A 26,621-nucleotide genomic window follows, 5' to 3' on the forward strand; every position below is an offset into this window, starting at 1 on the left:
GTGGCGCAACTGTAAATTCATTTACACGAATATCGGTTCCTTCCATTGCTTCTTTTAGTGCGGATTCTACTTCTTTTCCGATAACGTGTTCACCAAAAGCAGAAATATAATGTTTGATTCTTCCTGAAACGATTACTCGATATGGTTTTAAACTCGTAAACTGAATCGTATCACCAATATTATATGACCAAAGTCCAGCATTTGTTGAAATTATTAAAACGTAATTGACTCCTAATTCTACTTCGCCAATCGTATAGCGTTTTGGATTTTCGGTGAAAAATTCGTCAACTTTAATGAATTCATAGAAAATTCCTGAATTCAAAAGTAACAACATTCCTTTGTCTTTCTGAGAATCTTGGTAGGCAAAAAAGCCTTCGGAAGCCGGAAACAATTCAATCGAATCGACTTTTCTTCCAATTAAATTTTCGAATTTCGCTCGATAAGGTTCGTAATTGACACCGCCGTAAATAAACAAATTGAAGTTTTTGAAGATTTCGCCAACGGGTTTGTTTGCTTTTTCCTTTAATTTCTCAAAATACATTTGTACCCAAGACGGAATTCCTGAAATCACGGACATGTCTTCGTTAATAGTTTCGTCTACAATGGCATTGACTTTGGTTTCCCAATCTTCGATGCAATTGGTTTCCCAACTCGGCATGCGGTTTTTTTGTAAATATTTCGGAACAAAATGCGCTACAATTCCGGATAACCTTCCGAGTTTGATACCGTTTTTTTCTTCTAAAATAGGACTTCCTTGCAAGAAAATCATTTTTCCTGATACAAAATCTGCTTTTCCAGTTTCGTGTATGTAACTCAAAATTGCATTTCGAGCGGCTTGAATATGAAACGGCATTGATTCTTTTGTCAACGGAATATATTTGGCACCCGAAGTAGTTCCAGAAGTTTTAGCAAAATAAAGCGGTTTTCCTTTCCAAAGTACATTTTCTTCACCTTTTACCACTTTATCTACATAATGTTTCAAACCTTCGTAATCGCGAACGGGAACTTTTTGAACAAAATCAGAATGAGATTTTATCGAACTAAAATCGTGGTCTTTTCCAAATTGCGTTTGAGCTGCTTCTTTGATTAATTCTTCAAAAACTTTTTGTTGGGTTTCAATAGGATTATTAGCCCATTTTTGAGTTTTGGCGTGAATTCTTTTGGCAAATAACTTAGCCGCAAAAGCTTTTACTGACATGTTAATTGAAATTGATAAATTGAGTTGGATCAATTGGGAAACCGTCTTTCCATAATTCAAAATGCAACGTTGCACCCGAATTTTGAACTGTATTTGCATTTCCAGCAAGAGCGATAACTTCTCCTGATTTCACTGTATTTCCTTGTTTTTTAGTTACCGAAGCAGCATTTTTATACACCGATAAAATATCATCCTTATGACGCACAATCACCACATATCCTGAACTTGGCGTCCAATCCGAAAAAATGATGGTTCCAGCTGCTACAGCTTTGATTGGTGTATTGTTGGTCAATGCAATGGTAACGGCTAAATGTTTATTTCCGGCATTGTATTTTTGTAAAATACTTCCTTGAGCTGGCGGAAACAATACAAAACTTACTTTAGGTTTTGAAGATTCAAAAACGTTGTATTTATCTTCTTTTATAACTTGTTCGCGAAGTTCTTTTTCTTTTTCTGTTGGAGCAAGTTCCGATAAATCAAGTTCTGCAGCATTTAAAGCTTTTATCGAATCTTTATTCAGTTTTGCGTATTCTAAATCGCCCGTTAGCACTTTTTTTATGGAAGCGATATAAGCGTTATTGATTTTTACCGATTTTTCAAGAGAATCAGATTTTATTGCCATTTCCAAGGCTTCTTGTTTTAATTTTGAAGAAGCATAACCTGGAATATATTCGCGTAAAGGAGTAAAAGCAATAATATAAGTAGTAACGAAAATAATTAAAATGGCGCCTACGGTTGCCACCACAAAGACATTCATTAAATTTAATTTTAATGAAAAAGTTTCTTCAAAAGTATCTTCGTTAAGAATAACTAACCTTCTCTTGTTGAATAATTTTCTTAATAAAAGTTGTCTTTTTAGCCTTTTATTAGCCATTTTTAAAACATATTAATTACACAAATATACTAAATACAACGGGTTTCTAATTTCGATTTGTATAATTAATCGTTAAAAAATAATCATTTGTTAATTTCTTTATATCTTTGTACTTTAAATTTTAGAAAAATGAATGCACTAACTATATTTTTAGGTGTTGTTGGAATTCCACAAATTATTTTAATTGCGGTGATTGTTTTATTGCTTTTTGGTGGTAAGAAAATTCCAGAATTAATGAAAGGAATTGGAACTGGTATCAAAGAGTTCAAAAAAGCAGCTAATGACGACCAACCTGCTAATTCTAAAAAAGAAGAAGAAACGAAAGAAAAAGAATAGTTTTTCTTTTCAATATTTAAAATCCCAAATTCCTTCAGATATAGTTGGAATTTGGGATTTTATCTTTTTACTCGATTACAAAATCATCGTCAACTGAATGCGTTTTCTAGCTTCATCCACCTCAACGACTTTTACTTGAACGTGTTGATGCATTTTTACCACTTCGTTTACATCAGAAACATAACCTTCTTTTAGTTGTGAAATATGAACCAAACCACTTTCTTTGATTCCTAAATCTACGAAACATCCAAAAGCAGTGATGTTATTCACAATTCCTGGTAAAATCATGTCGGTTTTTAAATCTGAAATGGAACGAACATTTGGGTCAAATTCGAAAATTTTTGCGGCTTTTCTTGGATCTAATCCTGGTTTTTCTAACTCTTTTAAAATGTCTTTTAAGGTTAAAATCCCGATTTCTGCCGTGATGTAATTTTCTGGTTTTATTTGGGCGATTTTTTCTTTATTAGCGATTAATTCATTGGTTTTGATGCCTAAATCTTTTGCCATTTTTTCCACAATGGGATACGCTTCTGGGTGAACAGCCGAGTTGTCCAACGGATTTTTTCCATCGCGAATTCTAATGAAAGCGGCGGCTTGTTGGTAGGCTTTTTCTCCTAATCGTGGTACTTTTTTTAGTTGTTTTCTATCTTCAAAAGGACCATTTTCTGAACGATAGGTAACAATATTTTCAGCCATTTTTTCACCAATTCCAGAAACATAACTCAACAACGATTTACTTGCGGTGTTGATGTTAATTCCAACTGAATTTACACAACTCATTACCGTACTATCTAATGCTGATTGCAATCTAGTTTGATCCACATCATGCTGATATTGTCCAACACCAATAGATTTCGGATCAATTTTCACCAATTCTGCCAATGGATCAGAAAGTCGTCTTCCAATAGAAACCGAACCACGAACCGTTACGTCGTAATTTGGAAATTCTTCTCTCGCAATTTTACTCGCAGAATATACCGATGCACCCGCTTCAGAAACTACAAAAACTTGAACCGGTTTATCAAAAGCAATTTTTTTGATAAAAAACTCCGTTTCACGAGAAGCGGTTCCATTTCCTATAGAAATCGCTTCAATGTTGTACGCATTCACCATCGAACGAATTTTTTTCATCGCCATCGCAGTGTCGTTTTGTGGCGCATGTGGATAAATGGTTTCGTTGTTTAGTAAATCTCCTTTTTCATCTAAACACACTACTTTACAACCGGTTCTATAACCTGGGTCAATGGCTAAAATTCGTTTTTCACCTAATGGTGGTGCTAACAACAACTGACGTAAATTTTCGGAAAACACATCAATTGCTTTGATATCGGCTTTTGCTTTTGCTTCTTGCAAGGTTTCATTTGAAATAGCGGGTTCTAACAAACGTTTGTAGCTGTCTTTTATCGCTAATTCCAAATGTTCGGTTGCGTCCGAATTTTTATTTTTGATGATATTCTCTTCGATAAAATCTAAGGCTTCTTCTTTTTCAACTGCAACATTTAATTTCACAAAACCTTCCGCTTCAGCTCGCAACATGGCTAATAAACGATGTGATGGCGCTTTTGAAATAGGTTCGTTCCAATCAAAATATTGGGAGAATTTTTGAGCTCCTTCGTCGTCTTTTTTAGTTTTTACAACTTTGGTTGTGATTTCGGCTTTTCGTTGGAACAAACGGCGTAAATTTTTACGAATAAAGATATTTTCATTAATCCATTCCGCAATAATATCACGAGCGCCTTGTAAGGCTTCGTCTTCGTTTTTAACATTGGCATTCAAATATTTCGATGCCAAAAACTCAATATCGTCATTTTTTTGACTCATAATGATTTTTGCCAATGGTTCTAATCCGTTTTCGCGTGCAACGTCGGCTTTGGTTTTTTTCTTCTTTTTATAAGGTAAATAGAAATCTTCCAATTCCTGTAAATCGAAACTATTTTCAATTTTGGATTTCAATTCTGGTGAAAGCGCATTTTGCTCTTCAATCGATTTTAGAATGCTTTCTTTTCGCTTAATGATTTCATCAAATTGTTTGTTTAATTTTGAAATGGCTTCGATTTGTACCTCATCTAAATTTCCAGTTTGATCTTTTCGGTAACGGGAAATAAACGGAATCGTACAATCTTCTGAAAGTAATTTTATAGTAGCTTCAATGCTTTTTGGAGCAATGTTAGTTTGGTTTTGAATGAATTGGATATTGGTCATTGTAAATAAAATTGAACTGCTAAAATACTATCTTTGGACAAAATTATTAGCTTTTGGAAGTACTATTTATTTATTTAATTGTAATTAATAGCCTTTGTTTTTTAACATTTGGCTTCGATAAATGGCAAGCTAAAAAGAATAAAAGACGAATTTCAGAATTCAAATTACTTTTTTTGACTAGCGTTGGTGGAACTATTGGAGGAATTGTAAGCATGTACCTTTTCAAACACAAAACCAATAAATTTTCTTTTATTTTGAGTTTCTATGCTATTGCGATACTTCAGGTTGTTTTATTGTATTTCGGAATTCAAATGTTTAAAAACTAAACCTATATTTTCGATAACATCGGTTATTAACATGCTTTCTTCACTTTGCGTTTGAAGTGTGATATCGGCAGCTAATCCGTGAAGATAAACGCCTAATTTGGTAGCTTCTAAAGTTGTATAACCTTGGGCTAAAAATGAAGTAATCATTCCGGTTAACGCATCGCCAGAACCTCCTTTTGCTAAACCTGAATTTCCGGTAGTATTTTCAAAAGTATGAATTCCGTCAGCGATAAACGTTTTGTGCCCTTTTAAAACAATGACACAATTTAGTTCTTTCGCTTTTTGAATCGCTGTAATTCTTCTTTCGGATTCAGAATCATGTTCACCAAATAATCGATCAAATTCTTTTGGATGGGGTGTTAACACAAATGGAAAATTAAAGTTTTTCCAATCAATTTTGTATTTCGCTATTAAATTCAAGGCATCGGCATCAAAAACAACAGGAAGTTTATTTTTATATAATTCGTAAATGTATTGTAGACTGATTTCATCTACGCCAATTCCGGGACCAATTCCAATAGCTTGATAAGGAGATAAATCATTCATCACACAAGAATTAACATACATGGCTTCAGGAATCGAATTGAAAAGAACATTTTTGTTTTCAGGGTAAAAAGCAACGGTTAACAAACCAACACCAGAACGCAGACAAGCTTTAGAAGCAATAATCGCTGCGCCCATTTTATCTGAGCTTCCTGCAATTAACAAAGCATGACCATGCGTTCCTTTGTGAGAATCACATGGTCTTACTTTATAAGTGTTTTTAATACAATTCAAATCTAATTTTATGAGTTCCATTTGAATTGATTTTAAGATTATTGGTTATTTACAAGCGATTTTTTTCACACGATTAGCGTGTCTTCCGCCTTCAAATGGAGTATTTAAAAATGTATCTACCATTTCAACAGCTTGTTGAATAGAAGTGTATCGAGCAGGAATACTTATAATATTAGCATCATTATGTTGGCGTGCTAAAGCAGCAATTTCTTTTGTCCAACATAAAGCGGCACGAATATCTTGGTGCTTGTTAACCGTCATAGCAATTCCGTTTCCAGAACCACAAATTACGATTCCTAAATCGGCTTTTTTACTTTCTACATCGTAGGCTACTGGGTGACCAAAATCCGGATAATCTACGCTATCAAAAGTATCGGTTCCGTGATTAAAAATGATGTGCCCTTTTTCTTCTAAGAATTCAACAATAGCTTTTTTATAATCTGGACCAGCGTGGTCATTTCCAATTGAAATTTTCATAAGTTGTTGTGTGTTTTGTATATGCAAAAGTACTAAAGAAATAGAAGTAATAATAATATGATTCTGGTTTTGATATTTTTTTAATCATTTCGTTTAAAATCAGAGAATTATACAATAAGCTAACCTTAAAAATACGATTTGTTAACTTCTGAATGTAAATCGTTGAAAATCAGTTAATATTAAATTAACACTCATTGTTAACAACTTTGGATAGAAATTTAGAAGTTTTTTTAGGTTGTAAAGAAAAATTTCTTAATCCAAAATTGAAATGAAAAAATCAAGCAGAGTTATTATTTTTTGTTGAAAAATTATCAATATAAATTCACAGGTTATTAACATAAATTAACAAGTAAACTTATTTACAATTTTATACTGAAATTTAATTTCAACAGTTGTTAATAAGTAGAAATTAAAAATTAAAATAACTCAGATTTTCAATTCATTAAATAAAATTAGCAATGTTAATTAGTTTGTATAACTAAGAATAACTTTTAAAAAATGGATTTCTTAAAAAACTTATTCCACATATTAACACGCTATAATAACCATCATAAATTTAAATTTAAATAAAAATATTTTTTGTTGTTTTTAATATATGTTGAAAACTTTCGACTTTTAAAAAGCTAAACAATTTTTAAATGATCGTCTTCATTTAGTTTTTTAAGAATTTCTTTTACGGTTGCTTCATCGTTTGGATGTACTTTTAATTTGATTCCGCCGTAAGCTATTGTAGCGAATGGATTAATTCCAACGATAGTTTCGTTTTCAAAAAAGTAAGCAATACCTTCTTGCTCTAATAAATTTTTAATAATTAAAGTTTCGTGTTGGTAGTTAAAAATAGCAACGGTTATAAAGTTTTCCATGTGATGAAATAAAAAAGGATTCACAATAAGTAAATCCTAGTTTTTTATTGAACAATTAATTTTTCTTTTTTATTGTCGATAAGTATCTTTTTTACTTTATCAACATTTTGTTCTTCAACTTTCAAAGTAATGTTTCCAAAACCAATACTTTGCAATGGATCAACCGATACTACAGTTTCATCTTGAATAATGTATGGAATTTTTTTTCGTTCCAATACACTTCTTAATTTCATGGTTTCTTTCTGGTTGTTAAAAATAGCAACTACTACAAAATCATTCATATCTTTTACATTTTTCGTTAGATAACAAATATACGAAAAGTTATTTTTTCATTAAAACTGAGCTTCTCTTACTAATTACTTATAACAATTTCGTAACTTTCAGCAATAATTGAAAATGATACAATGAGTAAGAAACCAAAAAAATTAGGAAAGAAACCAAAAGATTTTACTGCACAAATATTTAAAATACTTTCAAGAGAACCTTCTAAATCTTTTAATTACAAACAAATAGCTGCCGTTTTAGAATTAAGCGATACTAAAAGCCGAAACGAAATAATTAGAGATTTAAAAATTCTAAAAGCACAAGATAAAATTCACGAAACGGAAATTGGAAAATATCAAATTATTTCCAAAGCTGAATATTACGAAGGAATTGTTGATATGACTTCTCGTAAAACAGGTTACTTTGTTTGTGACGAATTAGAAGACGATGTTTTTATACCGTTTATTAACTTAAATCATGCTTTAGATGGTGATAAAGTGAAAGCTTATATTTACAATAGAAGAAGTTCCCGTAAACCAGAAGCTGAAGTTTTAGAAATTTTAGAACGTAAAAAAACAGAGTTTGTTGGCGTTATTGATATTCAAAAAAACTTTGCTTTTGTAACGACTGCTAATGCTAAAATGTATACTGATATTTTCATCCCAAAAAATAAAATTGGTGATGCTGAACATGGTGATGTTGTTTTAGTAACTTTAGAAGATTGGCCTAAAAAAGCGGATTCTCCTTTTGGTTCCGTGATAAAAGTTTTAGGAAAACCAGGCGAACACAATACAGAAATTCACGCCATTTTAGCTGAATATGGTTTACCGTATGATTTTCCAATTGAAGTGGAAGCGTATGCTAATAAAATTGATACTTCAATAACTGAAGAAGAAATTAAAAAACGTCGCGATATGCGTGATGTTTTAACCTTTACGATTGACCCTAAAGATGCTAAAGATTTTGATGATGCGTTATCGTTTCAGGTTTTAGAAAATGGAAATTATGAAATCGGAGTTCATATTGCCGATGTTTCACATTATTTACAAGAAGGAACTATTTTAGATGATGAAGCGTATAAAAGAGCGACTTCAGTGTATTTGGTAGATCGAGTAGTTCCAATGCTTCCAGAAGTATTATCTAACTTTGCTTGTTCACTTCGCCCTCATGAAGAAAAATATACGTTTTCAGCGGTTTTTCAACTGAATAATAAAGCAGAAGTTTTAGATGCATGGTTTGGAAGAACCGTAACGTATTCTGATCAACGTTTTGCGTATGAAGAAGCTCAGAGTATCATCGAAACAAAATCTGATGTTATTCCAGCGGAAATTTCATTAACTGGAAGTGAATATAGTGTTCCAAAACCAATTGTAGATGCTACTTTAAAAATGGATGAATTAGCAAAAATTCTTCGTAGAAAAAGAATGGCAGCTGGCGCAATTTCGTTTGATAAAGTAGAAGTAAAATTCAATTTAAATGAAGAGGCGGAACCAATTGGAGTGTACTTCAAACAAAGTAAAGATGCAAATCATTTGATTGAAGAATTCATGTTGTTAGCGAATAGAAAAGTAGCAGAATTCATTGGGAAACAAAAGAAAACTTTCATTTACAGAATTCACGATGAACCAAATGAAGATAAATTAATCAATCTTCAAACTGTGATTGCTAAGTTTGGTTATTCGATTAATTTCAAATCTAAAAAAGATATTTCGAATTCGTTGAATAATTTACTTTCAGAAGTTGTTGGTAAAAAAGAACAAAATTTGGTTGATACACTTACCATTCGAAGTATGAGTAAGGCTGCTTATTCAACTGAAAATATTGGTCACTACGGATTAGCATTTGATTATTATAGTCATTTTACTTCGCCAATTCGTCGTTATCCAGATGTTATGGCACACCGTTTGATACAACATTACATAGACGGTGGAAAAAGCGTAAGTGAAGAAGATTACGAAGAAAAATGCCAACATTCTTCACAAATGGAAGCTTTAGCCGCTCAAGCCGAACGTGATTCTGTGAAATACATGCAAGTAAAATACATGCAAGATCACAAAGATCAAGAGTTTTTAGGTGTAGTTTCTGGTGTAACCGAATGGGGAATTTATGTAGAAATCATCGAAAACAAATGTGAAGGAATGGTTAGAATTCGTGAAATTAGAGATGATTATTACACCTTTGATGACAAACAATATGCATTAATAGGTGAAGTTTCTAAAAATATCATACAATTAGGCGATGAAGTTTACGTTAAAGTAAAAAATGCCGATTTAGTGAAAAAACAATTGGATTTTCATTATTTGAGAAAGAGAGAGTAGTTTTAGTGATAAGTGAAAAGTAATTAGTGAATAGTTAGACATAAAGTTGTCATTTCGACGTAAGGAGAAACGTAAGTTCAGCGAAGCTAAATCTCATAATAAGATGAAAGTAATCGAATTTATAAAAAAGAATATTTCAGTTTTTAGTGTTATTTCTTTATTACTTTTTGTAATCACGATACGTTTAATTTGGCAAGAGTTTAATTTTAATACAATTTCTTTTTATGAAGTTTTTAAATTAAAACTCCAATTTTTAATTGTTATAGTTATTTTACTTTTCCTTGATTATTTTTTTAAAATTTTAATCAAAAATAGATTGATTTTAAACCTTTTAGAATCAATAATTATAGCATCAGTATATATTTTTTATTACTTTAAATAAATTAAAAACATATGAAAAACACATTTTTAACCTTTATAACTTGTTCCATTTTTTCATTTGGAATAGCACAAACCGAAAAAAATGTTGGTGATTTTACCAAAGTAACCGCTTTTGATAAAATTGATGTCAACTTAGTAGCTTCATCTGAAAACAAAATAGTTTTAACTGGAGCAAATTCACAAGAAGTAGAATTAGTAAATAAAAATGGCGAATTAAAAATTAGAATGCCATTAACTAAAATGTTAAGTGGTGACGATGTTTCGGCTACGGTTTACTTTAAAAAATTAGATGCAGTTGAAGCTAATGAAGGAAGTAGAGTTGCTTCTAAAGATGAAATTTCTGCCATTAATTTTGATATCATTTGTAAAGAAGGTTCAGAAATTAAACTAACTAATTTACAAGCGGATCGTTTACAAGTTCGTGTTTCACAAGGAAGTATTGTTACTACTAAAGGAACAGTAAAAAATCAAGATATTGTATCGAATTCGGGTGGAAAATACGATGGTCAAGATTGTAAAACAGAACAAACAGTAGTTACGGTAAACGCTGGTGGTATGGCTCACGTGCATGCAACAGATTTAGTAGATGCTAAAACAAGAGCTGGTGGTGAAATTATAATCTATGGAAAACCAAAACAAATCAACGAAAAGAAAATCGCTGGAGGAACAATTGAACAAGCGAAATAATAGTAATCAGTCCCGATAGCTATCGGGAGTTTTTAGTTGGCAGATTTTTTCGTAAATTCGTATTTTATTAAATGCACTGAACACTAATAACTGAATACTGAACACTTGTACTTACACGATATACTTACCGCAATTCCTTGGGGACTTTTGTTAGCTTTTTCAATTGGTCCTGGTTTTTTTGTATTACTTGAAACTAGTATTACTAAAGGGTTTAGAGCTGCTTTTGTTTTTGACTTAGGAATTGTTTTTGGTGATATTATCTTTATTTTGATTGCATATTTAAGTACCAATCAACTACTTGAACAATTAAAAGATAATCCGACTTTGTTTATTATTGGTGGAATTATCATGTTGATTTACGGTTTAACCTCTTTTATTATGTTGAAACGTAATTTAAAAAGACAACAAGAGGAAGAACAAGACGATGATAATATTCCTAAAAAGAATTACTTTGCATTGTTTTTTAAAGGATTTTTATTGAATTTTATTAACATTGGAGTACTAGGTTTTTGGATGATGATTATCATTACCTACGGCCCACAAATGGAAATGAATACTTCAAGAATTTCAATATTTTTTGCCGCAATTTTAGCATTTTATTTAGCTTTTGATATTGCTAAAATTCTATTAGCAAAACAGTTGAAACATAAATTAATTCCAGCAAACATCTATAAAATTAAAAGAGTAATCAGTTTAGTTATCTCTATTTTTGGATTGTTTTTTATCCTACAAGGTTTCTTCCCTAAAGAAAAAGAAATGATAACGAATAAGTTATTACCTGATACAACTGTAACTGAATAATATTTACTAAAAATCAAAACATATAAAACCTAAAAAAACTTAGGTTTTAGAGGCACCGTCTGGAATATCTTTAATTAATTTCACCTAAAAATTTCCAATAAAAAAACCTTCTAATTTCTTAGAAGGTTTTAGAGGCATCGCCCGGAGTATCTTTAATTAATTTTTTTTAAAAATTAGATAAAAAAAAGAGCTACTATTTCTAGTAACTCTTTAGAGGCATCGCCCGGATTCGAACCGGGGTAGACGGTTTTGCAGACCGCTGCCTAGCCGCTCGGCCACGACGCCATTAGTTGAACGGACTGCAAATTTACATTTTATTTCCTCTTTTCCAAAAATATTAAGCATTTATTAAGTACAAATATTTAGTTTTAAAGTTTAATTTTGTGCAAAACAAATAGTTGATTAATTATGAAGAATTTACGTTACTTAAAACCTATATTTAGTTTTTTCTTAATCGGTTTATCTATAACCACTATTAGTAGAATTCTTTTGTTTTTTGTATTCAAAGAACGTGTTGTGGAGAATCCAAACTATGGACAATTGTTCCTAATCGGTCTTCGTTTCGATTTAATTCTTATGAGTTACATCGCTTTTTTACCAGCAGTTTTAATTTCATTACTTCCAGATTCGATTTTAAAACACTTCAAAAAGTTCTTCAACTTTTACTTTATCTTCTTTTTGTTTTTGTTTCTGTTAATGGAGTTATCAACATTAGATTTTATCAATCAATACGATACACGTCCAAATCGTTTATTTTTAGATTATTTAATTTATCCTAAAGAAGTAGTAGGAACGCTGTTAAAAAGTTATTTACCTTCTTTAATCATCACTACTATTTTACTTGGAATTGCTTTGTTTTTTGCTTTTAAACACGGTAAAAAAATATTTTATCCAATTGAAAGTGCTTACAAAACAAAGCTTATTTTATTCCCTGTAGTTGCTTTCTTTTTGTTTTTTGGAGCTAGAGGTAGTTTAACTTCTAAACGTCCTATAAATGCTAGTAATGCCATCTTTTGTTCGGATCAAATGACGAACTCATTGGGATTAAATTCGCTTTACACGGTTGCATTTGCAGCTTATTCGATGAAGAATGAAGGTGATGTTAAGAAATACGGTAAAATGGACGAATTGGAAGCTTATACTCGTGTAAAAAAATACATGGATGTTTCCCAATTTATTCCAGGTGAAGTTCCTTTTTTACATCTTCAAAAACCAGATGCTCCACAACCAAAATACAACGTGGTAATCTTTTTACAAGAAAGTCTAGGAGCTGAATATGTGGGATGTTTAAACGGTTTACCTTTAACACCCGAATTAGATAAATTATCAAAAGAAGGGTTATTATTTACCAATTTATATTGTACCGGAACTCGAAGTGTAAGAGGAATTGAGCAAGTAACCGCTGGATTTTTACCTAATCCGTCAGAAAGTATTGTGAAATTAGGCGGTTCTCAACAAGGCTTTTTTACGCTAGCAGATGCTTTTGGTCGTCAAAATTACGATACGAGTTTCATTTATGGTGGAATGGCAAATTTTGATAATATGGCTTCTTTTTTCAATGGAAATGGTTTTAAAAACATCATAGATGAAACAGATTTCGATAAAGATGGAAAGAAATATGCCATGAAAGGAACTTGGGGTTATTGTGATGAAGATTTAGCAGTGAAAGCCAATGAATATTATAAAAATCTTGGAAACAAACCGTTCTTTTCTTTGATGTTTTCTACTTCAAATCACGAACCTTTTGAATTTCCTGATGGTAGAATTCAACTTTACGAACAACCTAAAAATACAGTTCATAATGCGATGAAATATGCCGATTTTTCAATTGGAAAATTTTTCGAATTAGCCAAAAAAGAAGCCTATTTTAAGAATACTATTTTTGTTGTTATTGCCGATCATAATACTAGAACGTATGGTAAAAATTTAGTTCCGGTAAATAAATTTCACATTCCTGCTTTAATTATTGCACCAAATGTTGAAAAAGGAATTACTTACGATAATTTAGCAAGTCAAATGGATATTCCATCAACCGTTTTAGCTTTATCAGGTATCACAACTAAAACGCCAATGCCAGGAAGAAACTTATTAAAACTACCAAAAGAAACTAAAGGAAGAACTATTATGTTATTCCATGAAACCTATGCTTTTAGAGTAGAAGATGATATTGTTATTTTAAATCCAAATGCAACACCATTACAGTTCAAAGTAAAAAGTGATACCGAATTAATTCCTGTTGCTTTGAATGAAGAATTAGCCAAAGATGCACTTGCTCATATTGTAGCATCAAGTAATTTGTACAAGAAAAGAGTTTATAAAATAGATTAAAAAAGTCTTATTGTGTCATACTGAACTTGTTTCAGTATCTAAAAAAAGAATCGGATGTTAATTCCGATTCTTTTTTTAATTTCTAAACTCTTCCATTTCTATTGTAACCGATTCTACATCGCCACCAATAGGAGGATTCAATTTCGAAACTGCTAATTTTATTCGAGAAATTGATGGAATTTCCGCAAAACATCTTGTGATAATGCGTTGAGCAACATGTTCTAATAATTTAGAACGAATCGCCATTTCTTCTACCACAATTTTGTTTAAATGTACATAATCAACGGTATCCGCTAATTCATCGGTTTGAGATGATTTGCGTAAATCGGTTTTAATTTCTAAATCTACGCGGTAATCTGAACCAATTTTTGCTTCTTCTACTAAGCACCCGTGGTATGAAAAAGTTCTAATATTTTGTAATTTAATAGTTCCCATTTTTTCTTTTATTATATACCAAATTTACCAATTTTTAGCCATTTTTAAGGTATTAAACCATGAAACTTTATATATCTTTGCATAAATTTTTGATACTATGTCAACAGAAGAAAAATCATTGAATTTTATAGAACAAATCATTGAAGAAGATTTAAAAAATGGTTTGTCAGCAGATAAATTACGTTTTCGTTTTCCACCAGAACCAAATGGGTATTTGCATGTAGGTCATGCGAGTGCTATTTGCTTAAATTTCGGTCTAGGAATCGATTACAATGCGCCAGTAAACCTTCGTTTCGACGATACCAATCCATCAAAAGAAGAGCAAGAATATGTAGATGCTATCAAGCGCGATGTAGAATGGTTGGGTTTTAAATGGGACAAAGAATGTTATGCTTCTGATTACTTTCAACAATTGTATGATTGGGCAGTGGAATTAATCAAAAAGGATAAAGCGTATGTGGATAGCCAAACTTCGGAAGAAATGGCAAAACAAAAAGGTACGCCAACTACTCCTGGAACCGATTCTCCTTACAGAAATCGTTCTATCGAGGAGAATTTAGATTTATTTACACGAATGAAAAACGGAGAATTCGAAAAAGGAACTCACGTTTTACGTGCTAAAATTTCGATGGGCGCTAATAATATGTTGATGCGTGATCCAATCATTTACCGTATCATGCACGCACATCACCACAGAACAGGAAACGATTGGTGTATTTATCCAATGTACGACTGGGCTCATGGTGAAAGTGACTATTTAGAGCAAATTTCGCATTCATTTTGTACGTTAGAATTCTTACCTCACCGTGAATTATATGATTGGTTTTTGAATCAAATTTATGATCCAACTAAGGTACGTCCAAAGCAAAGAGAATTTGCACGTAGAAATTTATCACATACTGTTGTTTCTAAACGTAAATTATTGCAATTAGTTGAAGAAAAACATGTTACAGGTTGGGATGACCCAAGAATGTCAACGATTTCAGGGATGAGAAGACGCGGTTATACGCCGGCCTCTATCCGAAATTTTGCTAAAACTATCGGAATTGCAAAACGTGATAATTTGATTGATGTTTCGCTTTTAGAATTCTGTGTTCGTGAAGATTTGAACAAAATTGCACCTCGTGTAATGGCAGTTTTAGATCCAGTCAAATTAGTAATTACGAATTATCCAGAAGGTCAAGAAGAATGGTTAGAAGCTGAAAATAATCCTGAAGAAGAAGTAATGACTTACAGAAAAGTGCCGTTTTCTAAAGAATTATATATCGAAAGAGAAGATTTTCAAGAAGAAGCACACAAGAAATTTTTCCGTTTAACTTTAGGAACTGAAGTACGTTTAAAAAATGCGTATATCATTAAAGGAGAATCAGTTGTAAAAGATGAAAACGGAAATATTACCGAAATTCACGCTACTTATGATGTAGATTCTAAATCAGGAAGTGGAACAGAAGCGAGTCAAAGAAAAGTAAAAGGAACCATTCATTGGGTTTCGATTACTCATGCAAAAGAAGCAGAAGTTCGAATTTATGACAGATTATTCACTAACGAAAGTCCAGATAAAGACAAAGAAGTTGATTTTAAAGAATACATTAATCCAAATTCATTAAAAGTAATTACAGGTTATGTAGAACCAAGTTTGGTTACTTCAAAAGAATTAGATCATTTCCAATTCCAACGTTTAGGCTATTTCTGTGTAGATAGAGATTCAACAGCTGAAAAATTAGTTTTTAACAAAACAGTTGGACTTAGAGATACTTGGGCAAAAATTTCAGAACAATAAAAATTTCGATTTTTGTCAAATCGAGCGAAGTCGAGATTTTTTAAATAATTTAAACCTGCAAATTTTTTTTGCAGGTTTTTTTATTTCTATTTTATTAAAATAAACTACATCAATACTTTATTTGTTTTCAATCTTTTTTTATTATCATTAATAAAAACTATTAAAATAAAATTTTTAATAATTAAAAACTTAAAAAAGTGACTTTCATAAATTAATTGTAAGAAAAAAACTTTTTTAGCTAAAGTGTTTTTACATCTTTAGTATTAAAAGTGTCTAAAATCGCTTTATTTTAATTTTAATATAAAATCCAAGTAATTTTATTCTGATTTTCTCTTCTTGCAACTGCTTTTAAAAAATTATCACGGAATTTGTAGATTTCTAACATTTGGTTACAAAAAAACCACCAATTAAAAATTGATGGTTTTCATTTTTGTCATGCTGAATTTATTTCAGCATCTTTATACTTCTTCTGAATTTTCAATTCCGAAATTTTCGTTTGAAGCATCTTTCTTATTTACCTTTTTCGTTTTGTGTGCATTTTTCATGGCTTCACCTACTTGGTTACTTGCTGTAAAACTTGCTACCATGTTGTTCAACATATCGCTACCTGCTTGAGGCGAATTTGGTAATAAAATTAAATTACTATTGGCATCTGCACCAATTGCTTGTAACGTATCGTAATGTTGTGTTACTACAATTAAAGCCGAAGCTTCTTGAGAATTAATTCCCACTTTGTTTAATACATCAACCGATTCTACTAAACCACGAGCAATTTCTCTTCTTTGGTCGGCAATACCTTGACCTTGAAGTCTTTTACTTTCTGCTTCTGCTTTGGCTTTTGCTACAATTCTGATTCTTCCAGCTTCTGCTTCGTATTCTGCAGCTGTTTTTTCACGATCCGCCGCGTTAATACGGTTCATCGCATTTTTAACTTGAATATCTGGATCAATATCAGTAATTAACGTGTTGATGATGTCATAACCATAAGTTGTCATCGCTTCGTTTAACTCACGTTTTACTGCAATTGCAATGTCATCTTTTCTTTCGAAAACATCATCTAATTTTAATTTTGGAACTTCGGCACGCACTACGTCAAACACATAAGAAGTAATTTGGTCATGAGGATATTCTAATTTATAAAACGCTTCGTATGCTTTTTCTTGTAATACTTTAAACTGTACCGAAACTTTCATTTTAACGAATACGTTATCTTTCGTTTTAGTTTCGATGATAACATCTAATTGTTGAATTCTTAAATTAACGCGACCTGCAATTCTATCAACCACAGGAATTTTAATTTGTAAACCTGAATTTCTAAGGCTTTGAAATTTTCCAAATCGTTCTACAACTACTACAGTTTGCTGTTTTACGGTAAAGAATGACGAAAAAAGGACAACTAGTCCAATGAATAGAAAAGGAAATGTAATAAAATCCATAATTTATAGTTTAAGTTAAATTATTAGTTATACGCTATTTATTTCGAAAAGTTACAAAAAAACCCTGAATTTTCAGGGCTTTTCTTTTATAAACTAGCAATTGCTTTTTCTAATCTTTTTACCGTTTCGGCTTTTCCTATCATTTCGATAATGTCGAATAAATGTGGCCCTTTAAGTGCTCCTACTAAACTCAATCGCAACGGTTGCATTACTTTCCCCATTCCAATTTCGTTAGCGGTCATCCATTCTTTTAATAAGGTTTCGATGTTAGCAGAAGTAAAATCTTCTATTTTATTTAATTCAGAAATCACTTGTTGCATTAAACCTGGTGTTTCCTCTTTCCAGTTTTTAGCTGCTTTTTCATCGTAAGTTGTTGGTGCTTCAAAGAAATAATCCGCTAAATCCCAAAATTCGGTTACGAAATTAGCTCTTTCTTTAATCATCGATACAATCTTAGTTACATCTAATGAAGTAGAAATTCCTTTTTTATCTAAGATAGTTTTAAAGCTTTCTGCTAAACTTGCATCACTTTGCTTTTGTAAATACTGATGATTGAACCATTTGTTTTTCTCTGGATCAAACTTCGCTCCTGCTTTGTGAATGCGGTTTAAATCGAATTTTTGTACTAATTCTTCTAATGAGAAAATCTCTTGTTCGGTTCCGTCATTCCAACCTAATAACGCTAAGAAGTTAATAACCGCTTCTGGGAAAAATCCGTTTTCTCTGTAACCAGATGAAATTCCTTCTTCTGTTTTCCATTCCAAAGGAAATACAGGGAATCCCATTTTATCACCATCGCGTTTTGATAATTTTCCGTTTCCAATTGGTTTTAAAATCAATGGTAAATGCGCAAATTCTGGAGCGTTCCAACCAAAAGCTTTGTATAACAAATGATGTAAAGGCAAACTTGGTAACCATTCTTCTCCACGAATTACATGAGAAGTTTCCATTAAATGGTCATCTACAATATTTGCTAAATGATAGGTTGGCATTCCATCCGATTTGAATAATACTTTATCATCTAATAAATTCGTATCAAATTTAATATCGCCACGAATGATGTCTTTTAATTCTAAAATTTCATTCACAGGTGTTTTAAAACGGATAACATAATGCTCACCATTTACAATTCTCTCCTCCACTTTTTCACGTGAAACCGTCAACGAGTTATCCAATTGCTCTCTTACCGAATGATTGTAAATAAACGTTTTTCCATTGGCTTCAGCTTCTTTTCGCATCGTATCTAAACTTTCAGCCGTATCAAAAGCATAATATGCCCAACCCGAATTAATTAATTGGTCCGCATATTGTTGGTACATTGCTTTACGTTCACTTTGACGATAAGGTCCAAATTTTTCATTCTTTCCTACAGTTTCATCTGGCGCAATTCCTAACCATTCTAAAGTTTCAAAAATATAAGCTTCTGCTCCTGGTACAAAACGCGTTTGATCGGTATCTTCAATTCGTAAATAGAAAGTACCACCATGTTTTTTGGCAAATAAATAATTGAATAAAGCGGTACGAACACCACCAATATGCAAGGGTCCAGTCGGACTTGGTGCAAATCTTACTCTAACTTGTTTTGACATTTTATTTTTATTTTTCTTTATTGTCACACTGAGCTTGTCGAAGTGTTGTGCAAAGATACGATTCCAATTTAGAAGTTAGAATTTAGATTTTAGAAAATAATTAGTTTATTAACAATCCAAAGCTACAAATGTTAAGTTTCACTAAAAACCTATTGACAAATCTAGAAACATGTTGTATTTTTATCGGTTATAAACAGTATATCAACAATTTTGGAAGCAAAAAGCATTATTTTCGATAAGCTCGAAGGGTTTATCAAAAAATTTTACACCAACGAACTGATAAAAGGAGTCATTCTTTTCATCGGGTTGGGCTTGTTGTATTTCATTTTTACCTTATTGATTGAATACTTTTTATGGTTATCCACTTCAGGAAGAACCATTTTGTTCTGGTTGTTCGTTGGTGTAGAATCGTTTTTATTGATTCGATTCATCGCTTTTCCACTGTTTAAATTATTCAAATTACAACAAGGAATCAATTACGAACAAGCATCAGAAATCATAGGAAATCATTTTTCGGAAGTGCAAGACAAGTTGTTGAACTTTTTACAATTGGCCAATCAAAGTCAAACTTCGGAATTATTAGCGGCTTCTATCGAACAAAAAGCAGCTTCGTTACAACCGATTCCGTTTTCAAATGCGGTTAATTTTGCTAAGAACAAGAAGTTTTTACCTTATGCGATTATTCCAATTCTATTATTGATCTTGTTTTTCGTTACCGGAAATTCTGAAATCATATCGAAAAGTTTTACTCGTGTGTTAAATTATGAAACGAAATTCGCTCCACCAGCTCCGTTTGAATTTGTGGTGTTGAATAAATCATTAACCGCACAACAGAATTCTGATTTTGTACTTCAAGTGAAAACGCAAGGAAAAGTAATGCCAGAGAATATCGCCATTCAAATCGGTGATGAAGTATATTTTTTACAAAGTACTAAACCAGGAGTTTTTGAATATACGTTTTCAAAAGTATCAAAAGACGTTACTTTTTCACTTCTAGCTAATGGATTAAATTCCAAAGAATATCAGATTAATGTGGTTGATGTTCCTACGATTGCCAACTTTGAAATGGTGTTGCAATATCCTTCTTATTTAGGTAAAAAAGCAGAAGTTATTCAAGGAACAGGAAATGCTGTAGTTCCTGAAGGAACGGTTGTGAATTGGAGAATTAACGCTTTGGCAACCGATAAGGTTAGTTTCAAATCGAATAACCAAGTAAGTTTTTTTGCTAATAAAGAAAATAACTTTTCGCTTTCAAGAAGAATTACCGATAATTTGAATTACGAAGTAATTACATCGAACAAAAACATCAACGAGTTTGAAAAATTGTCGTATCAAATTGCAACGATTAAAGATCAATATCCAACAATTTCAGTTCAAATTGCGCCAGATTCATTAAAATTAAAATCAAAAATAATGATTGGTCAAGTTGCCGATGATCATGGTTTATCGAAGTTACAAGTTGTTTTTTATCCGAAAGGAAATCCAAACGCAGTTCGAAAAGCGAATTTAGCCATTAATAAACAAGCCGTTGACCAATTTATTTATTCGTTTCCTAATGGTTTATCAATTGAGCAAGGTGTAAATTACGAATATTACTTTGAAGTATTTGATAATGATGTAGTTAACAATTTTAAAAGCTCAAAATCTTCTGTTTTTCTTCATTATGAGCTTACAGATACTCAAAAAGAAGACAAACAACTGCAAGAGCAGAGTGAAAACATCAATAGTTTAGAAAAATCGCTTCAAAATCAAGAGAAGCAACTTTCAGAATTGGACAAACTTCAAAAAATGAATAAAGAGAAATCTAATTTAGATTTCAAAGATCAAAAGAAAGTCGAAGATTTTATCAATCGTCAAAAACAACAAGACGAAATGATGAAAGAATTCACTAAAAAGTTAACGGAGAATTTGGAAGAATTCAATCCAAAAACACAAGATAAAGACAAAGAAGAGTTATTACGTCGTTTAGAAGAAGCTGAAAAGCAAGCGGAGAAAAACGAAAAGTTATTGAAAGAATTAGAAGAGCTTTCTAAGAAATTAGAAAAAGATCAACTATTTGACAAAGCAGACAAGTTAAAACAGAATGCTAAAAATCAACAACAGAATTTAGAGCAATTAGTCGAGTTAACTAAACGTTTCTATGTTGAAAAGAAAGCAGAACAAATTGCAGATAAATTAGATAAACTTGCTGACAAGGAAGATAAATTAGCGGACAACAATAAGGAGAATAATAAAGAAAATCAAGATGCGATAAATAAAGAATTTGATGATATTCAAAAAGAGCTTCAAGATTTAGACAAAGAAAATAAAGAGTTAAAAGCTCCGATGGATATTCCTACTGATAAGAATGATCAAGAAGATGTGAAGAAAGATTTGGAAAAAGCTTCTGAAGAATTGCAAAAGCAAAACCAACAGAAAGCAAAACCAAAGCAAAAATCAGCAGCCGCTAAAATGAAACAGATGAGTCAGAAAATGTCTCAATCTATGCAATCAGGCGATATGGAACAAATGAAAGAAGATGCTAAATTGTTACGTCAAATTCTAGATAATTTATTAGCATTTTCATTTGACGAAGAGACTTTAATTAAGACTACGAATACAACACAAACACGTTCTTTGCAATTGAACAAAGTTTTAAAAAAGCAACAAGATTTAAAATTACAATTTAAACATGTTGATGATAGTTTGTTTGCTGTAGCTTTACGTAATCCTAAAATTACTGAAACCATTCTGAATGAAGTCGGAGAAATCCATTATAATTTAGACAAGACTTTAGAAACTTTAGCGGATAACAACATTCAAAAAGGAGCTTCACATCAACAATATGTTCTAACTTCGGCTAACCGTTTGGCGGATTATCTTAGCAATGTTCAAAGCGAAATGAATATGGATATGCAAGGTCAGGGTTCTGGAAAAGGTAAGCCAAAACCTGGTGGCGGTAAAGGAATGCAGTTACCAGATATCATCAAACAACAAGAAGGCTTGGGTGAAAAAATGAAAGACGGTATGAAACCCGGTGAAAAACCTGGAGATAAACCTGGAGATAAACCCGGCGAAAAACCTGGTGAAGGAAAGCAAAAAGGACAATCTGGTGAGAATGGTGAAGATGGCGAAAATGGTTCAGAAGGTAATGCTGGTAAAGTTTTAGAGATTTTAAAAGAGCAAAGACAACTTCGTGATGCTTTGCAAAAAGCATTAGAAAAAGAAGGCATGACGGGTCAAGGTCAGAGTGCTTTGAATCAAATGAAAGATATCGAAAAGCAATTAATCAATAAAGGATTCAAAAATGAGACGTTGCAAAAGATGTTGAATTTAAAACACGAACTTTTAAAATTAGAAAAGGCGATTCAGCAACAAGGAGAAGACACCAAGCGTCAGTCTAAAAGTAATGATAAGAATTATAACGGTTCCTCTACTCCACTTTCTAAGGAATTAAAAGATTATCTGAATAGTGTTGAAATATTAAACAGACAAAGCTTACCTTTGCAACCCAATTTTAACCAGAAGGTTCAAAACTATTTTAAAGGCAATGATTAGTTTTAATTACGAAACAGATTTCGAACTAGAAAACGAAGCGCAATACGAAGATTGGATTTCACGCATTATCGAATCCGAAGGATTTAACGAGGGTGAAATCAATTATATCTTTTGTGATGACGAATATCTGCATAAAATCAATGTAGAATACTTAGATCATGACACTTTAACTGACATTATTAGCTTTGATTACACAGTAGGAAATTTAATACAAGGCGATATTTTTGTTTCGGTGGAACGAGTTAAGGATAATGCGAATGATTTCAAGGTTTCTTTTGAAGAGGAATTAAAACGTGTATTATCACATGGTGTTTTACATTATTGTGGTTACAAAGATAAGTCTCCAAAAGACGAAGCTTTAATGCGTTCGAAAGAAGAAGAAAAAATGCAAATGTTTCACGTGGAACATTAAGCTTATAAACTAGAATTTTTTTAAATGTTTCACGTGGAACATAATATTTATAGAAGATGTTTTTAAATCAATATGATGTAATTGTTGTGGGTGCTGGTCACGCTGGTTGTGAAGCTGCTGCTGCTGCTGCTAACATGGGGTGTTCTACGCTTTTGGTGACAATGAATCTTCAAAACATTGCACAAATGTCGTGTAATCCTGCTATGGGAGGAATTGCAAAAGGACAAATCGTGCGTGAGATTGATGCCTTGGGTGGATACTCTGGAATTGTTTCAGATAAGACCGCAATCCAATTCAAGATGTTGAATAAATCAAAAGGACCAGCGATGTGGTCGCCAAGAGTACAATCGGACAGAATGCGTTTTTCGGATGAATGGAGATCGATGTTGGAGAATACTCCGAACTTGGATTTCTACCAAGAAATGGTTGCCGGAATTTTATCAGAGAACGGAAAGATTGTAGGAGTGAAAACTTCTCTTGGAGTCGAAATTAAAGCTAAGTCGGTTGTGTTGACAAACGGAACTTTTTTGAATGGTTTGATTCATATTGGTGATAAACAATTTGGTGGTGGTCGCGCAGGTGAAAGTGCTTCATTTGGAATCACAGAAGATTTAGTGAAGTTAGGTTTCGAATCAGGAAGAATGAAAACCGGAACACCTCCTCGTGTAGATGGTCGTTCTTTAGATTTTTCCAAAATGGTAGAGCAACCTGGTGACGAACATCCAGAAAAGTTTTCGTATTCTAATTTGACCGCTCCATTAAAAACACAACGTTCTTGTTGGATGTCGTATACTTCATTGGAAGTGCATGATATTTTACGTGAAGGTTTTGATAGAAGTCCAATGTTTAATGGAAGAATCAAAAGTTTAGGTCCGAGATATTGTCCATCGATTGAAGATAAGATTAATCGTTTTGCAGATAAAGAAAGACATCAATTATTTGTAGAACCAGAAGGTTGGACAACTTGTGAATATTACATCAACGGATTTTCAACTTCATTGCCAGAAGATGTTCAGTTCAAAGCTTTACGTTCTGTGGCAGGATTTGAGAATGTGAAATTTTTCCGACCAGGTTATGCTATTGAATACGATTACTTCCCTCCTACGCAATTGCAACACACTTTAGAAACTAAATTAGTGGAAGGTTTATATTTCGCAGGGCAAATTAATGGAACAACTGGTTACGAAGAAGCGGCCTCTCAAGGTTTAATGGCAGGAATTAATGCAGCATTAAAAGTTCAGAACAGAGAACCATTTATCTTAAAAAGAGATGAAGCGTATATTGGTGTTTTAATTGACGACTTAATTACGAAAGGAACAGAAGAACCTTATCGTATGTTTACTTCTCGTGCCGAATACAGAACATTACTTCGTCAAGATAATGCTGATTTTAGATTAACACCAAAAGCATTTGAAATTGGTTTAGCTAAAGAAGAGCGTTTGATTCGTATGGAGCAAAAATTCTCACAATCGGATGCGATGGTGAATTTCTTTAGAGAAACAAGTTTAAAACCAGAAGAAGCAAATCCAATTTTAGAAGCTAAAGGTTCTGCTCCGATGAGTCAACCTGATAAAATGTTTAAAGTGTTCTCTCGTCCCCAATTGGATTTGGAAGATTTTAGAAAATTCAAAAAAGTGGCAGCTTATATCGAAGAACATGATTTAGATCAAGAAGTGGTTGAGCAAGCCGAAATTCAAGTGAAATATTCGGGTTATATTGAAAAGGAAAAAAATAATGCAGATAAACTAACTCGTTTAGAAGATATGATTATTCCGGATAATTTCAATTTCGATAAAATCCAATCCATTTCAATTGAAGCCAAACAAAAATTAAATAAAATTCGACCACGAACTATCGCACAAGCTTCTCGTATTAGTGGAGTTTCGCCAAGTGATATTTCGGTGTTGTTAATATACATGGGAAGATAAGAAAGTGAACAGTGTTCAGTTTTTAGTGTTCAGTAAAAATGTTTCACGTGAAACAACCTTGTCAACCCCATTAAAATAAGCCTTTCGCATAAAATTAAAATAAATGAATTTTTTAGAAGATAAAAGTTTTATTTCCGTTAAAGATTTTTCAGTTTCTGGAGAATCTTTTTCCTTGTTGTTAAATGAGGAATATCAGATTTTAAAAACACATCCCCAACCTACCTTAGATAAATTAGGTTCGTATTACGAATTTGAAGATTATATTTCGCACACCGATGGAAAACGTACGTTGTTTGAAAAAATGTATCATTTCATCAAAAGAAAAGCCATTCGTGATAAAGTTAAATTGATAAATTCTTACCAACCTGTTAAAGGAAGAATTTTAGACATCGGAGCAGGAACTGGAGATTTTCTTTTGGAATGCAAAAATCAGAACTGGGATATTCTTGGAATTGAACCAAACGATAAAGCAAAAGGAATTGCTGTTGGAAAAGGAATTAAATTTGGTGATACGATTGAAAAATTAGAAAGCAATTCTTTTGATGTAATTACCATGTGGCACGTTTTAGAACACGTTCCAGATGTCGAACATCAAGTTGCTGAATTAAAAAGATTGTTGAAACCTTCTGGAACAATTATTATTGCTGTTCCTAATTTCAAATCGTATGATGCGAATCATTATAAAGAATTTTGGGCCGCTTATGATGTGCCAAGACATTTGTGGCATTTCTCAAAAACAGCCATCGAAAAATTATTCGATAAACAAAATATGAATTTGGAAGATATTAAACCCATGTGGTTTGATAGTTTTTATGTATCACTTTTATCCGAAAAATATAAATCAGGAAAAATGAATTTCATTTCTGGATTTTTTATCGGTTTGATCTCAAATGTATCAGGATTCTTTAAAAAAGAGTTTTCATCACATATTTATGTGTTAAAAAACAAGTAAAAACCATTTTAAAGCGATTTTAGACACTTTTTTGTTTAATTTGATGTAATTTACTGTCTTTTTTTAGATGCTTTGTCTAATTTAAATTATAAAAGTTGATTTTAATAGCTTGAATCTATCATTTTTAAAAATACATATAAGAAATTCTTATAATTGAAAAATAAATAAAAAAGCAACATATTTGTTACTTTACAACTTATTATTACTTTTACGAAAAATTATTAATTACCAATATACAACGATGAAAAAATTAGTATTGATTTTAGGTGTTGCATTTAGCGTTTTAGCATGTAACAAAACAGAAACAAGTTCAAAAGAATTTAAAACTGCATATATAGATACTGCTGAGTTAATTGAGAAATACGAGAAATTCAAAGATGAAGATGATAAATTCAAAGTTAAATCTGAAGAATTAGGTCGTCCTCTTGAGGCAAAAGTAAGAGCATTCCAAGCAGACGCACAGAATTTTCAGAGAAATGCGCAAGCTAAGGGACCTCAATGGGCACAACAAATGGGAGCTGCTTTACAACAAAGAGAGCAAGAATTAGGAGTTGAACAAAATGCTTTAATTCAACAATTACAACAAGAAGGAGCTGTTTTAAAAGATACTTTAATTAGCGAAGTAAAAAAATTCATCAAAGATTACGGAAAGAAAAAAGGATATGATTATATCTACGGAACAGGTGATGCTGCAACAGTTCTTTACGCTAAAGAGGGTTA

22 protein-coding genes and 1 tRNA gene are annotated in these 26,621 nt (G+C 32.0%); 12 read left to right on the plus strand and 11 right to left on the minus strand.

Annotation, left to right across the window (positions count from 1 at the left end):
* Nucleotides 1-1,198: GH3 family domain-containing protein (locus B4I81_RS04110; protein ID WP_291107957.1), on the minus strand; the 1,198-nt coding region annotated here is incomplete at its 3' end.
* A gap of 1 nt (nucleotide 1,199) precedes the next feature.
* Nucleotides 1,200-2,072: a murein hydrolase activator EnvC family protein gene (locus tag B4I81_RS04115; RefSeq protein WP_291107960.1), complete on the minus strand. Its 873-nt coding sequence runs from the start codon at nucleotides 2,070-2,072 to the stop codon at nucleotides 1,200-1,202.
* Between the two features lie 129 nt (nucleotides 2,073-2,201).
* On the opposite strand from B4I81_RS04115, the gene B4I81_RS04120 reads away from it, so the two are divergent.
* Nucleotides 2,202-2,408, plus strand: a complete 207-nt coding sequence (locus tag B4I81_RS04120; RefSeq protein ID WP_291107963.1) for a Sec-independent protein translocase subunit TatA/TatB — start codon at nucleotides 2,202-2,204, stop codon at nucleotides 2,406-2,408.
* Between the two features lie 75 nt (nucleotides 2,409-2,483).
* Here B4I81_RS04120 and B4I81_RS04125 read toward each other — a convergent pair whose 3' ends face one another.
* Entirely contained in the window at nucleotides 2,484-4,610 is a 2,127-nt protein-coding gene (locus tag B4I81_RS04125) for a Tex family protein (protein ID WP_291107966.1), read from the minus strand.
* Nucleotides 4,611-4,663: 53 nt separating this feature from the next.
* On the opposite strand from B4I81_RS04125, the gene B4I81_RS04130 reads away from it, so the two are divergent.
* Entirely contained in the window at nucleotides 4,664-4,936 is a 273-nt protein-coding gene (locus tag B4I81_RS04130) for a DUF1294 domain-containing protein (RefSeq protein WP_291107969.1), read from the plus strand.
* On the opposite strand, the gene B4I81_RS04135 is transcribed toward B4I81_RS04130, so the two are convergent.
* The 4 genes from B4I81_RS04135 to B4I81_RS04150 all read right to left on the minus strand — a co-directional run bounded on the left by B4I81_RS04135 (nucleotide 4,901) and on the right by B4I81_RS04150 (nucleotide 7,334).
* Entirely contained in the window at nucleotides 4,901-5,734 is an 834-nt protein-coding gene (locus B4I81_RS04135) for an NAD(P)H-hydrate dehydratase (protein WP_291107972.1), read from the minus strand. The genes B4I81_RS04130 and B4I81_RS04135 overlap by 36 nt on opposite strands.
* Nucleotides 5,735-5,758: 24 nt before the next feature.
* Nucleotides 5,759-6,190, minus strand: a complete 432-nt coding sequence (gene rpiB / locus B4I81_RS04140; RefSeq protein ID WP_291107975.1) for a ribose 5-phosphate isomerase B — start codon at nucleotides 6,188-6,190, stop codon at nucleotides 5,759-5,761.
* A 623-nt stretch (nucleotides 6,191-6,813) separates the two neighbouring features.
* Complete coding sequence (locus B4I81_RS04145) at nucleotides 6,814-7,053, minus strand: DUF2007 domain-containing protein (protein ID WP_291107977.1); 240 nt, start codon at nucleotides 7,051-7,053, stop codon at nucleotides 6,814-6,816.
* Between the two features lie 44 nt (nucleotides 7,054-7,097).
* Nucleotides 7,098-7,334 (minus strand): DUF2007 domain-containing protein, encoded by a 237-nt coding sequence (locus B4I81_RS04150; RefSeq protein ID WP_291107980.1) that lies wholly within the window; start codon nucleotides 7,332-7,334, stop codon nucleotides 7,098-7,100.
* A 123-nt stretch (nucleotides 7,335-7,457) separates the two neighbouring features.
* Between B4I81_RS04150 and rnr the strand changes: the two genes are divergently transcribed.
* From rnr to B4I81_RS04165, 3 genes are all read left to right on the plus strand, one after another.
* Entirely contained in the window at nucleotides 7,458-9,635 is a 2,178-nt protein-coding gene (gene rnr / locus B4I81_RS04155; RefSeq protein ID WP_291107983.1) for a ribonuclease R, read from the plus strand.
* A 393-nt stretch (nucleotides 9,636-10,028) separates the two neighbouring features.
* On the plus strand, nucleotides 10,029-10,703 hold the full coding sequence (locus B4I81_RS04160; protein WP_291107987.1) for a head GIN domain-containing protein: 675 nt from the start codon (nucleotides 10,029-10,031) through the stop codon (nucleotides 10,701-10,703).
* A gap of 105 nt (nucleotides 10,704-10,808) precedes the next feature.
* On the plus strand, nucleotides 10,809-11,504 hold the full coding sequence (locus B4I81_RS04165) for a LysE family translocator (protein WP_291107990.1): 696 nt from the start codon (nucleotides 10,809-10,811) through the stop codon (nucleotides 11,502-11,504).
* A gap of 214 nt (nucleotides 11,505-11,718) precedes the next feature.
* Here the strand turns inward: B4I81_RS04165 and B4I81_RS04170 are convergent.
* Nucleotides 11,719-11,789, minus strand: a tRNA-Cys gene (locus B4I81_RS04170).
* Nucleotides 11,790-11,912: 123 nt separating this feature from the next.
* On the opposite strand from B4I81_RS04170, the gene B4I81_RS04175 reads away from it, so the two are divergent.
* Nucleotides 11,913-13,832 carry an LTA synthase family protein gene (locus tag B4I81_RS04175; RefSeq protein ID WP_291107993.1) on the plus strand — a complete coding sequence of 640 codons (1,920 nt, stop codon included), beginning with the start codon at nucleotides 11,913-11,915 and terminating at the stop codon, nucleotides 13,830-13,832.
* Nucleotides 13,833-13,907: 75 nt separating this feature from the next.
* Here the strand turns inward: B4I81_RS04175 and folB are convergent, their stop codons facing one another.
* Nucleotides 13,908-14,267, minus strand: a complete 360-nt coding sequence (folB, locus tag B4I81_RS04180; RefSeq protein WP_291107996.1) for a dihydroneopterin aldolase — start codon at nucleotides 14,265-14,267, stop codon at nucleotides 13,908-13,910.
* Between the two features lie 97 nt (nucleotides 14,268-14,364).
* Between folB and B4I81_RS04185 the strand changes: the two genes are divergently transcribed.
* Nucleotides 14,365-16,047, plus strand: a complete 1,683-nt coding sequence (locus B4I81_RS04185; RefSeq protein WP_291107999.1) for a glutamine--tRNA ligase/YqeY domain fusion protein — start codon at nucleotides 14,365-14,367, stop codon at nucleotides 16,045-16,047.
* A 458-nt stretch (nucleotides 16,048-16,505) separates the two neighbouring features.
* On the opposite strand, the gene B4I81_RS04190 is transcribed toward B4I81_RS04185, so the two are convergent.
* Together B4I81_RS04190 and gltX are read right to left on the minus strand one after the other, a co-directional pair.
* Nucleotides 16,506-17,483, minus strand: a complete 978-nt coding sequence (locus tag B4I81_RS04190) for an SPFH domain-containing protein (RefSeq protein WP_291108002.1) — start codon at nucleotides 17,481-17,483, stop codon at nucleotides 16,506-16,508.
* 86 nt (nucleotides 17,484-17,569) lie between these two features.
* Nucleotides 17,570-19,072 carry a glutamate--tRNA ligase gene (gltX, locus tag B4I81_RS04195; protein WP_291108005.1) on the minus strand — a complete coding sequence of 501 codons (1,503 nt, stop codon included), beginning with the start codon at nucleotides 19,070-19,072 and terminating at the stop codon, nucleotides 17,570-17,572.
* Between the two features lie 210 nt (nucleotides 19,073-19,282).
* Here gltX and B4I81_RS04200 point away from each other — a divergent pair, with 210 nt between their 5' ends.
* From B4I81_RS04200 to B4I81_RS04220, 5 genes are all read left to right on the plus strand, one after another.
* The gene (locus B4I81_RS04200) at nucleotides 19,283-22,609 is read left to right on the plus strand and encodes a DUF4175 family protein (protein ID WP_291108007.1); all 3,327 of its coding nucleotides are present in this window, start codon (nucleotides 19,283-19,285) and stop codon (nucleotides 22,607-22,609) included.
* The gene (ybeY, locus tag B4I81_RS04205) at nucleotides 22,602-23,021 is read left to right on the plus strand and encodes an rRNA maturation RNase YbeY (RefSeq protein ID WP_291108010.1); all 420 of its coding nucleotides are present in this window, start codon (nucleotides 22,602-22,604) and stop codon (nucleotides 23,019-23,021) included. The genes B4I81_RS04200 and ybeY overlap by 8 nt, the downstream gene beginning before the upstream one ends.
* Nucleotides 23,022-23,077: 56 nt before the next feature.
* The gene (mnmG, locus tag B4I81_RS04210; RefSeq protein WP_291108014.1) at nucleotides 23,078-24,949 is read left to right on the plus strand and encodes a tRNA uridine-5-carboxymethylaminomethyl(34) synthesis enzyme MnmG; all 1,872 of its coding nucleotides are present in this window, start codon (nucleotides 23,078-23,080) and stop codon (nucleotides 24,947-24,949) included.
* Between the two features lie 103 nt (nucleotides 24,950-25,052).
* The gene (locus tag B4I81_RS04215; RefSeq protein ID WP_291108017.1) at nucleotides 25,053-25,901 is read left to right on the plus strand and encodes a class I SAM-dependent methyltransferase; all 849 of its coding nucleotides are present in this window, start codon (nucleotides 25,053-25,055) and stop codon (nucleotides 25,899-25,901) included.
* 241 nt (nucleotides 25,902-26,142) lie between these two features.
* The coding region (locus B4I81_RS04220) for an OmpH family outer membrane protein (protein ID WP_291108020.1) at nucleotides 26,143-26,621 on the plus strand (479 nt) is incomplete at its 3' end.

The organism is Flavobacterium sp. UBA6195, assembly GCF_002422095.1.
GTDB lineage: Bacteria > Bacteroidota > Bacteroidia > Flavobacteriales > Flavobacteriaceae > Flavobacterium.